Here is an 11,192-nt window from a genome sequence, read left to right as displayed (position 1 = left end):
ATCTCCATTGCTATTGCCACTCCTTGTTCCTCCTGTACACAAGCTCTTTCTCTTATTATACAGGATTTTTATTTTAGTGGCTCATTTTTTTATTATCATTTTGAGGCTAACTGGCTCAGTTTTATTTTAGCATACATATTCCGGCTTGAATTTTTCGCAGATAGGGCGCTCAAAGCAATAAAAAAGCCCTGCAAGTTTTGCAGGGAGCGCCCTATCAGAGAAAAATTCGTGTTAAAAGTCTTTGGAAAGGGATACGGGGTTGACTCCCCGCAGTGCGGGGAGATGTCACGCAGTGACAAAGGGGAACGCCTCGGTCAGAGGAACCTTTCCTCAGAAAGGTTTCCCCCGATAATTTCGTGTAAAGTTTCTATATGAGTACGCCGCTTATTCTGCTGCGGCTTTTTTACTGCAAAAAAAATATCCCGAAAGCAGCTTCTGAACCGTAATCGGGATATCATTCATATACTGTAAATTGAAATAGGTAAGAAGAAATGTGTAATACAGCCGCAGCCGTTATTCCTCAGACTAAGGCAACTCATTGGTTAATAGCTAAAGGCTTAGTTCTATGATAAGCATGAATTAAAAAATACTCCCCCATTTCATTTATTACTGCTTCTTATTCAGCCGTATTGAGGATAGCTTTTTTAAGCTCTACAAGATCAAAAACATCAACACTTCCGTCGCCGTTCATATCTGTGAGCATAAACTGTTCCCTGCTGAAATCATCTGTGCGTTTGAGGAGATAATTCTGAAGGATAACTGCATCACTGACGTTAAGGACTCCGTCGCCGTTCAGGTCACCAAGAAGCGGCTTGTCTTCCGCGATCGTGAACTCGCTTGTAACAAGGTAATATACCGTGCCGCTTGTATCCTCAGCTGTTATCTTATATGTGTATTCCCCTGACTTGAGAACGCCAAAGATCACATTATTGTCAAAAAATGTCGACAGATCGTACTTTTCTGTATTCGGAGCTGCTTCAACGCACTGGCTGGTAGCCTCACCGTTTCGGAAATAAACGCCTCCGTAGACCTTCTTTATGGGCAGAGCCGAGGTTATTACGCCTCTGATGCTGAACGGCTTTCCAAGCTCAAGCTCGCCCTCGGGAGCTGTTACACCGGTTATCTTCATATCCGACTTTATCTCAGGATTCTTCTCTTTAAGCTGCATATAATCCATGGAAGCAAAGCCTTTAACTCCGTTATACTCTACGTGAGCCCACTTGCCGTCGCCCATTGTGACTGTAAATACAGCATTTGCGGGGATTGTTCCCACAACAGCGGAATTTGTGCTGTGGTCAGCTCTTATATTAAGGTAAGTAACTACATTTTTCGTTGTGTATGTTCCTGCATACTTGTCAGAACAGCTGCACGACGGAGTTTTTTCATTCGGGATCTGTGCACCGTTATTGTTCTCACCGTTGTTGTCGGAATATGTAAAATAAGTGAGCGGGTCATAATAGGTACGTGCAGGATATCCGCCCACGAGAGTATTACAGACACCGAAATGTATGTGATTTCCAGAGGAATTGCCTGTGCTTCCAACCTTTGCAATTGTATCCCCCTGCTTCACCTTAGCACCTGCACTTGTAAGCACCTGTGATGCATGAGCATAGAAGGTATATACACCAAGATCGGCATGATAAAGAATTACCAGATATCCGTAGTCGCCCTTCCAGTCAGCCGAGATGACCTCACCGCCGCAGGCTGCATAAATATTGCTTCCTCCCGCAGCTTCGATATCAATGGCATTGTGATATCCCGAATTATCATTTGAATTTCTTGCAGGATCAAAATATGTCGTGATATTTTTGTACTTCGGTTCAGCAGGCCATACAGCATAAACTGCTGCATGAGCATCTATATTTGAAGGTATGTATAGTTGAACTGTAAAGATAAAAGCTATGGACAAAAGAATAGCAGATGCCCTCATGAATAAATTCTTCATAATGTTTTCTCCTTTACAAAACTAAGAATCAAAACGTTATATATATTTTACCATATTTCAAATCAAAAAGTCAAGTCAAAATCGTAAAAACTTACAAAATTTTACTCGTTTTATCACAATCAGGCAAACTAATAGTATCCCCAACAAACATATTAACTTTCTGTACTAAAAGCTTGACAAAAAAATCCAAAAGAGGTAAAATATATATGTCAGCATAATCTAACAATTAGGAGCTGATAATATGATAAAGACTGTCATTAAAGTTGAAGGTATGATGTGCGGAATGTGCGAATCTCACGTAAATGACGCTATACGCAACGCTTTCAAGGTTAAAAAGGTCGAATCCTCCCACAGCAAGGGACAGACCGAAGTCATCTCAGAAGAAGCTCTTGACAGCGCTCTTCTGACCGAAACAATCGAAAAAGACGGATACAAGGTTCTCGGGATCACATCTGAGCCATACGTGAAAAAAGGACTATTCGGCAGAAAGTAACAGAAAAGGCAGTTCGTTCGGAACTGCCTTTCTTTTTATTCTTTTATGAAGAAATCCTGTATCTTTTTCATTGCTATTGTAAGATAACGCAGACAGGGTTCAGCGATTATGGAGAAGTTCACGCAAAGAAGGATACATCTGTTTGACATTGATGTGATGTCAAAGAGCTTGCTGACGAATATCATACAGCAAACAAGTCCGACTCCGCAGAGTATCCACATCCACATCTTGTAAACGTCCATAGGCTTGCATATCTGCAAAACTATCATCATGCCGACGATACTCATAAGTATGGTCGAAGCAGTTGCGATATCGGTAGGCGCTACGTTGAATATATTGCCGAAGTACACCATCGCACAGACCACAAGTACGTCCGTGAGAGCAGCAGGAAGCGCTTTCAGCAGGATATTCATGATAAATCTGCCTTTGATAAGTTCACGGTTCGGCATCTGTGACAGGAAGAACGCCGGAAGACCGATCGTAAACATACTTATCAGTGATATCTGCGCAGGCTTCAGTGGGTAAGCAAGTCCGAAGAATATGAACAGTACCGAGATTATCAGCGAGAATATATTCTTTACTATGAACAGACTTCCCGAACGTTCAAGATTATTTACGACCTTTCTGCCCTCAGCAACAACATCAGGCATCTTTGAGAAATCCGACTCCAACAGCACAAGCTGAGCTGCCTGAGCTGCCGCGTCACTTCCCGAAGCCATTGCGACCGAGCAGTCGGCATCTTTGAGTGCGAGAACGTCATTTACACCGTCACCTGTCATTGCAACGGTCTTGCCTGCTTTTTTCAGTGCCTTCACGAACTTGCGCTTCTGTTCGGGAGTAACTCGTCCGAAGACTGTATAACGCATAACAGCATCCTTTATAGCCGCATCATTTGTCAGGGTAGTTGCGTCAACATAGTCGGCAGCATTTCTGATACCTGCCTGCTTAGCGACCTCCGAGACAGTTACAGGATTGTCGCCTGATATAACCTTTATGTCAACGCCCTGATCTGCAAAATACTTGAATGTTTCGGGAGCGTTCTCACGGATAGGATTTGACATCATAATGAAGCATAACGGCTTTACAGGAGCTGTGAGAGCCTTTCCATCCGGTACGCCCTCGTACTTTCCAAAAGCTATAACACGGTTTCCCCTGCGGCTGTACTGATCTATAATATTGCTGTAATGAGCTATCTCTCCCTTGAGAATGAACTCGGGAGCACCCATTATAAATGATCCGCATTCAAATGTTACACTGCTGTATTTGAATTCCGAAGAGAAGCCCGTTGTTGAGATAGCTCCTCTGCCCGTAGGACTGTGGAAGTAATTCTTCACAGCCGCCATAGTCTGATTGTCTGCGTCCTGAGAAGCCGCAAAATCACTGAGCAGTCCCCTCACATTTTCTTCCGTATAGTCATCGCTCACCTTAACAAGCTCGGATACGGACATCTCATTTTCGGTGATAGTTCCGGTCTTATCGACACACAGTACATTTACACGGGCGAGAGTCTCTATACACTTCATGTCGTGAACAAGTACTTTTCCGAGAGCAAGCTTCATTGTACTTATAACAAGTGTAACGCTGGCAAGAAGGAAAAGTCCCTCAGGTATCATGCCTATAACCGCAGCGACCATGGACTGAACACTTGCGCGAATTGAATCATGGTTTAAATAGTATGCCTGATAAAAAAGTATGCTTCCGATAGGGATTATCGCAAAGCCTGCAAACTTAACGATCCTGTTGAGCGAACGTATCATTTCGGACTGCTCGCCCTTTCTGGACTTTTTAGCCTGCAATGTGAGCTTGGAGATGTATGATTCCTTGCCGACCTTTTCAAGTCTTGCACGACATGATCCCGAAACTATGTAGCTTCCCGACATAAGTTTATCACCGGGCTTCTTGGTAATCTCGTCCGATTCGCCTGTGAGCAGGGATTCGTTTACCGCTACATTTCCGTCCACAACTATCGCATCAGCGCTTATCTGATTTCCCGCCTTGAATACGACAATATCATCGCGTACAAGATCCTTTGAGGGAACCGTTTTGACTTCTCCGTCACGAACAACAGTTGTCACAGGTGCATTGAGCACTTTTATCTTATCAAGTACCGACTTTGAACGAAGCTCCTGTATAATACCCGTCAGAGCATTTGCAATGATTATAGGCATAAAGGAAAGATCACGGTACGAGCCGACAATTATGAGCAATACTGAAAGAATGACGAATATAAGGTTAAAATAAGTGCAGAGGTTATCAATAAGTATTTCCTTGACCGTTTTAGACGGGGACTCAACAGGCTTGTTGTCCAGCCCTGCCTCAACTCTTTCCTCGACCTGAGCCGAGGTGAGACCCACATTAAAATCAGCTTTGATACGATCAGGGATCACCACATCACGGAATTCACTGGTTTTCATTATTAGAGAAATCACCTTTCAAAATTGTATTTATATATTATTATAACACATAAATTTCAAAATAGCAACATACGCGAAAAAATCTTTCCGCTGCTTTGAACTTCGCCGCAAAAAAGACGGCGCGGACTCCGTGATTATAACATAAAAATTTCAAAATAGCAACATTCACAAAAAATCCTTTATAGTATACGCAATATTATCGTCAACCTATTTCGAATTTAAGGTTGACAATACTTGCTTCATGTGATATAATGTCATTAAAGGAGATTTTGAATATGAGCGAAAACATATCATCGAACGGCAGTAAAAGCCGTTTCACCACAAAAGAACTTGTACTTACTGCGTTATTTGCAGCCATAATAACAGTATGTGCATGGATATCAATACCAATAGGAGCCGTCCCCATAACCTTGCACACCTTCGGAGTATTCTGCGCCGTCGGAATTCTCGGTGGAAGAAAAGGCACATTTTCATTTATCGTGTATCTTCTTCTCGGTATCATCGGACTTCCCGTATTCGCAGGCTTCAAAAGCGGTATAGGAGTTATTTTAGGGCCAACAGGCGGCTATCTTATCGGATATCTGATCCTATGCCTCATTTACTGGTTTGGCACAAAACTTATAAGCAGCAAACTCGTTGTCCGTGTCATATTAATGACCATTGGACTTGCTGTATGTTACCTGTTCGGCACACTCTGGTTCGTGTACGTATACTCAAAAGGCGACAACGGAATATCATTCTACAGCGCACTGAAGATCTGTGTTATCCCCTTCGTTCCTTTCGATCTGATAAAGCTCGTTTTATCGCTTATCATCTCGGACAGAGTAAAAAAATACATCAAAATATAACAAACAGACCTGTTCAAAGCGAACAGGTCATTTTCATTTATTCCTCGCTGATACCGAGGAATTCCTTTATCTTTCCCAGATTCTCATTTGCGACGCGCCTGCCGATGCGATACACCTCCAACAGCACCTCGGGATCATGCTCAATATGACCTATAGGAAGTGTCTCAGGCGGTGCAATGACCAGCGCTCTTCCCTCTTCCTCGGCACTTCTTATGTATTTCAGCTCGCTGTTGTACATTTTATGGCGTTCAGCCACCGCTCCGATAAATTTCGGAAAGCTCCGGTATTTCATCTTAATGAGCGGCAAAATACTCACAGGCTTTTTTACATAATCACGCGGCTGAGTGAGCACGACCACGTTCTTTTCGCAATTGCGGCTCTCCATGAACTTCAGCGGGATCGAGTCTGCCACGCCGCCGTCCATAAGTCTGTAGCCGCCCACCTCTACTATACGGGCAGCTAATGGCATGGAAGCAGAAGCACGTATCCATTCCAGCTCGTCGTGGTCGATAGGGCCGCATTTATGGTATACCGCCTTGCCTGTATTCACATCGGTACATACTACCCAGAAATCCATAGGCGAACTGTTGAATGTCTGAAAGTCAAATACATCAAGCTTATCGGGGATAGTGTGGTAACAGAACTCAGCCCCGAACATATCTCCTGTTTTGATAAGAGAGCGTTTGCTGCAATATCGCTTGTCCTTGCAGAAACGTGTATTATAGCGGATAACACGGCGTATCTGCCCCGACTTGAAATTGCAGCCGAAAGCTGCACCTGCTGAAACTCCTACAGTTGAATCGAATTTTATATCATTTTCCATGAGGACATCAATAACGCCTGCGGTAAAAAGTCCGCGCATTGCGCCGCCCTCAAGTACAAGTCCGTATTTCATCTCGTTCTTCCTTTTACAAGTTATTAGTGATCAATATTTATATCTTATTTTACTATCAATTATATCGTTTAATTCATTTAACACATTCAAAAAATCCTCTTTTTCTATGCTGTCCAGTTTTAAAAGCGAACCTTTATCTTCATAGAATAATATATGAATAAAAACAGATCTACAGAAAAAGTCAGGTATTGTATTACAATACTCCTTAAGAGCATAGTCCAATAAAATAGTTTGGATCAAATATTCATCTTCATCTAAATGACACTCTATATAATCATCATAGTTTCTTGCAATATTATTATAATCCAACTCTCGTTTGCATTCTTCAAAATCTAAATATAACAACTCTTTAAAAGTATTTTTTATTTTAAAGTATCCATCTTTCTTCAAATCCATTGCATTTCTCCCGTTATACTTTGCGATCAGCAAAGGAACTATACACTAAGAACTAATCAGAAAGGAGCTGCAAAAACAGCTCCTTGTATCGTCAGTTATCACTCAAGTCGTAGGAGGGTTCTTCGTTTGAAAGAGCCACTTCGATGACCTTTCCGTAGAATCCCGCAGGATTGAGAAGTATCTTTTCGCCAATGAGCTGCGCCTGAGCAAGATCAGGGGCATAGAGCTTCAGATCCATGAGGTCAAAATTCGAGTCTATGCATCTGACGTGGGTATAATAGCCGTTCCCCACAGGTTCGTACTCTATTTTAAGCTCTTTTTCGTACTGGATACGCGCAAAATACCTGAGTGCAGCAAGTACGAGCCTGTCCCTGTAGGACTTCGGGGCATAATTTTTGAGCTGCTTAGCGCATTCTCTGCCCTTTGGCTGCAAAACATAGCACTCCTCGCCGTTCTCGTTCTTTTCGGCAGTGATATGGCCGTTTTTCAGCAGGTATCCCACAGAATCCTGATAGTAGAAATAGTTTATGACACCTGTACCGATAGCAATATCATAGAGCTGATCGGGACTTAACGGTCTGTCGATCTTATACAGCAAGTAGCAAAGGAGTATATTGAGCGTGGGGACATCTTTTATCTCGATGTCGGCACGTTCTGCCATTTTCATTATATTTTCATCCTGCATAACAAGTCACCTTAACAGAAATTAGGATAATCCAACATATGTGAAAGCAGAGCAATGTTCACAGCCGCCTCAACACACGGAACAGCCGCTGGAACACTGCATGGGATATGCTTTGTGCTGTCAACGGTCTCCGTCATCATTTTGCGGTAGTTCACTGCGTCCTGCTGACCGCCCACAAACTCAGAAGGCTTGAACGCAACTTTGAGAGTAATAGGCATTCCCGACGAGATACCGCCGATTATACCGCCGTGATTGTTCGTCTTTGTGAGCACATGACCGTGATCGTTCACATAGAACTCGTCATTGTGCTGACTGCCAACCATTTTTGCGGAAAGGAAGCCTGCACCGAACTCCAGTCCCCTGACATTGGGGATACCGAAAATGAGCTGTGCAATGTTGTTTTCAAGTCCGTCAAATATAGGCGAACCGATACCCGCAGGCACATTTACAGCGGCACACTCTATGACACCGCCCAAGGACTCGCCGCCCTCCTCAGCCTTGTTTATATCCTCGATCATAGCCCATCCCTTGCGGTCGTTGATAACGGGGAAATCCTTGTTTCTCACGCTGAGAACGCCGTCACGGGTAATATTTACAGGATCGAAGGGATTATCCTTAGTATTATGTATCTGAAGTATATGCGCACCTGTGTATATACCGCGCCTTTCAAGTATCTGAGCGCAGACAGCTCCTGCAAAGCAGAGCGGATCGGTAGCGCTGTCGGAAAAGTGACCGCCGTCACGAACATCATTGAAGCCTCTGTATCTCACAGTACCTGTATAATCAGCATGACCAGGACGCAGAAGCGGATCCTTCGGTTCGTGCTGCGGAGCAGATGCGTTCCTGTTCTGCAACAAAGCACAAAGAGGCGCACCTGTAGTACGTTCATTGAGTATACCGGATAAGATATGAGGCATGGAATCTACGGCAACTCCGCTGCCGCAGGAATATCTTCTTGCCATGAAGCGTGAAAGCTCCTCAGCGTCTATAAACTCTCCCGAAGGCAGATTGTCCACGGTAACACCGATAGCAGGACCATGAGCTTCGCCGAACAAAGAGACAGATATCCGATTATTCCAGAATGATGACATTAGCTTTACCTCCGAGCATTTTGTAGTCGTCAAAGAAAGCAGGGTAAGATTTTTCAGCGGCTTCAGCGCCTTTTATGACCACTTCTCCGTCGATGCGCGTTGCAGCAATAGCTGCCGCCATGACTATTCTGTGGTCACCGAAACTGTCGACCGTTCCGCCGTGCATTGCGCCTGTAGGGTGGATAATAAGTCCGTCATCAGTCACAGTGACACTTCCGCCGAGACCGTTCAGCAAAGCAGCTGTTGTCTGTAAGCGGTCGCTTTCTTTTATTTTAAGTCGTTTAGCGTTGTATATTACCGAATCGCCGCTGCCGAAAGCTCCCAGAACAGCCAATATCGGCACGAGGTCAGGGATATCCGAGCAATCGGCGTTATAATGTCCGATATTGTTATTATAGCACATATTATTGATAATTTCAAGGATTTTCTTATCACCTTGAACACTGTTTTCGTTAAGATTATGGAGCTCGACCTGTGAACCCAGAGCATTTGCAACACAGAAAAATGCTGCCTGAGAGTAGTCTCCCTCGATCTTTTCGTCGTGGGGAGCATATTTCTGACCGCCCTTAATCCTGAAGCCGTTCTCCGACTCGTCTACCGAAACTCCGAATCTTCGCAGAGTATCAATGGTTATGTCAACATACGGACGGGATTCGAGGTGTGATGTCAGGACTATTTCGGAATCGCCTTCAAGCATCGGCAGCGCAAAGAGAAGTCCTGTTATGAACTGCGAGGAAACATCTCCCTCTATCTCAAAAATGCCGCTTTTAAGCCTGCCCGAAATAGTGAACGGCATGGTATTGTGATAATCAAACACAACTCCGTTCTTTCCAAGCTCCCTTGTGAAGATATCTATAGGACGCTGAGGAAGTCTTCCCCTGCCGCGGAATTCGGTAGTTTTTCCGAGAGCTGCTGCAACAGGTATGATGAAACGAAGGGTCGAACCGCTCTCGTTGCAGTCAATAACGCTGTCGCCCGCAGGTCTTCCGCCTGCGCCTTTGACTGTTATATCTCCGCCGTCAACGGTGAATTCAGCTCCGAGAGCCGTCATTGCTCCGATAGTAGCTTCGATGTCCTTTGACATGGTAACTCCGCTCAGGTGTGAAACTCCGTCAGCAAGTGCCGCACATATTATAGAGCGGTGAGCGCAGCTCTTTGAAGCGGGAACGCTGAGCTTTCCGCGCAGCACCGAAGGTCTGATAGCTATATCCATTCTCAGCCCTCCATAAGTCGGCAGAATTCGGCAAAAGGTACCTTTACGATCTCGCTCTTGCCTATTTCATTGCATATTATGTAGTTTATGTTCTTAGCTTCGTTCTTTTTGTCCTTGACACAGAACGGGAGAAGCTCACTCATAGGGATATCGCTTCCTGTGGGGAGCTTATATGCCGCAACACACTTCTTCAGTCTCTCCGAAAGCTGAGGTGCAAGCTTGTCAGTTATCATGCACATTCCTGCTGCGACACCGTTTCCGTGGGGATAATCGGTATAATTGTGCCAGCCCTCAAGCGCATGGCCAAGAGTATGACCAAAGTTGAGGATCATTCGCTCTCCCCTGTCAAACTCATCATTCTCGACTACCTGACGCTTGATATCTATGCAGGTGTATACCATTTCGTCCATAATATCATCAATATCTTCAATATTGTGTGACTCCATAAGCTCAAAAAGCTTCTCGTCGCGTATCATGCCGTACTTTATGCACTCACCCATTCCCTCGGAAAGTATGCTCTCGGGAAGAGTTTTAAGCGTATCGCTGTCGCATATTACAAGCGCAGGCTGCTTGAAGGCACCTACGAGATTCTTTCCGCCTGCAATATCTATAGCTGTCTTTCCGCCGACAGATGAATCCACCTGTGAAAGCAGCGTAGTCGGTATCTGTATGAACTCAACTCCCCTGAGATAAGAAGCTGCCGCAAAGCCTGTGATATCGCCTACAACACCGCCTCCGAGAGCTACTACGATATCACTTCTCGTGATATTGCTCTCACAAAGGAAATCATATATTTTTCCGAGAGTTGCAAGGCATTTCGACTGCTCTCCGTTCGGGAAAGAGAATACTGTACACTCAAAGCCTGCCGCTTCCATTGACTCCCTGACCGTCTGCAAATGGAGCTTTTCAACTATATCATCGGTGATTATCGCAGCCTTTCTCGAAGCTGTTACCTTTGCGATATATTCACCGCTCTTTTTTATGCCGCCTCTCTCGATAAGAACATCGTAAGGGTGACTTGTATTCAGATGTATCTTTTTCATAAAAAGACCTCCTATATCAAGAACTCCGCCGCTTTTGCACCAAGCTGCGGTAAAATTAACAAACAGTCAGACCGCCGACGAACTGTCTGCGGTCATAAAAAATTATACCATATACCTTTAATACTGTCAACACTTTTTCACACTAAAACTTTTAATTGCTGAATTGAAA

The 11,192-nt window shown here is 44.2% G+C and carries 11 protein-coding genes; 3 read left to right on the top strand and 8 right to left on the bottom strand.

Translation table 11 applies throughout. The features are described from left to right. On the top strand, nt 1-375 hold a 375-nt coding region (locus K6G33_RS07695; protein WP_296777970.1), incomplete at its 5' end, for a hypothetical protein. Between the two features lie 241 nt (nt 376-616). Here the strand turns inward: K6G33_RS07695 and K6G33_RS07690 are convergent. After that, nucleotides 617-1,945, bottom strand: coding sequence for a peptidoglycan DD-metalloendopeptidase family protein (locus K6G33_RS07690; protein ID WP_296777967.1), 1,329 nt, complete (start codon nt 1,943-1,945; stop codon nt 617-619). Nucleotides 1,946-2,186: 241 nt separating this feature from the next. Between K6G33_RS07690 and K6G33_RS07685 the strand changes: the two genes are divergently transcribed. Continuing rightward, a complete protein-coding gene (locus K6G33_RS07685) occupies nt 2,187-2,438 on the top strand; it encodes a heavy-metal-associated domain-containing protein (protein WP_296777966.1) in 252 nt (83 codons plus the stop codon). Nucleotides 2,439-2,473: 35 nt separating this feature from the next. Here K6G33_RS07685 and K6G33_RS07680 read toward each other — a convergent pair whose 3' ends face one another. Continuing rightward, nucleotides 2,474-4,852, bottom strand: a complete 2,379-nt coding sequence (locus tag K6G33_RS07680) for a cation-translocating P-type ATPase (protein ID WP_296777964.1) — start codon at nt 4,850-4,852, stop codon at nt 2,474-2,476. 275 nt (nt 4,853-5,127) lie between these two features. On the opposite strand from K6G33_RS07680, the gene K6G33_RS07675 reads away from it, so the two are divergent. Further along, nucleotides 5,128-5,700 carry a biotin transporter BioY gene (locus tag K6G33_RS07675; RefSeq protein ID WP_296777962.1) on the top strand — a complete coding sequence of 191 codons (573 nt, stop codon included), beginning with the start codon at nt 5,128-5,130 and terminating at the stop codon, nt 5,698-5,700. A gap of 37 nt (nt 5,701-5,737) precedes the next feature. Here the strand turns inward: K6G33_RS07675 and K6G33_RS07670 are convergent, their stop codons facing one another. From K6G33_RS07670 to aroB, 6 genes are all read right to left on the bottom strand, one after another. Beyond that, nucleotides 5,738-6,595 carry a patatin family protein gene (locus tag K6G33_RS07670; protein WP_296777961.1) on the bottom strand — a complete coding sequence of 286 codons (858 nt, stop codon included), beginning with the start codon at nt 6,593-6,595 and terminating at the stop codon, nt 5,738-5,740. A gap of 30 nt (nt 6,596-6,625) precedes the next feature. Continuing rightward, entirely contained in the window at nt 6,626-6,991 is a 366-nt protein-coding gene (locus K6G33_RS07665) for a hypothetical protein (protein ID WP_296777959.1), read from the bottom strand. A 91-nt stretch (nt 6,992-7,082) separates the two neighbouring features. Further along, nucleotides 7,083-7,676, bottom strand: coding sequence for a DUF4364 family protein (locus tag K6G33_RS07660; protein ID WP_296777958.1), 594 nt, complete (start codon nt 7,674-7,676; stop codon nt 7,083-7,085). An 11-nt stretch (nt 7,677-7,687) separates the two neighbouring features. Further along, nucleotides 7,688-8,767, bottom strand: a complete 1,080-nt coding sequence (gene aroC, locus K6G33_RS07655; protein ID WP_296777956.1) for a chorismate synthase — start codon at nt 8,765-8,767, stop codon at nt 7,688-7,690. After that, the gene (gene aroA / locus K6G33_RS07650) at nt 8,748-9,980 is read right to left on the bottom strand and encodes a 3-phosphoshikimate 1-carboxyvinyltransferase (protein ID WP_296777955.1); all 1,233 of its coding nucleotides are present in this window, start codon (nt 9,978-9,980) and stop codon (nt 8,748-8,750) included. Before aroA ends, aroC begins: the two co-directional genes overlap by 20 nt. Before the next feature lie 2 nt (nt 9,981-9,982). Continuing rightward, a complete protein-coding gene (gene aroB, locus K6G33_RS07645; RefSeq protein ID WP_296777953.1) occupies nt 9,983-11,023 on the bottom strand; it encodes a 3-dehydroquinate synthase in 1,041 nt (346 codons plus the stop codon). Between the last annotated feature and the right edge of the window lie 169 nt (nt 11,024-11,192).

Source organism: Ruminococcus sp. (genome assembly GCF_024691275.1).
Taxonomy (GTDB): domain Bacteria; phylum Bacillota; class Clostridia; order Oscillospirales; family Ruminococcaceae; genus Ruminococcus.
The sequence above is the reverse complement of the archived record's forward strand: the minus strand, read 5'-3'. Positions and strand labels throughout refer to the sequence as shown.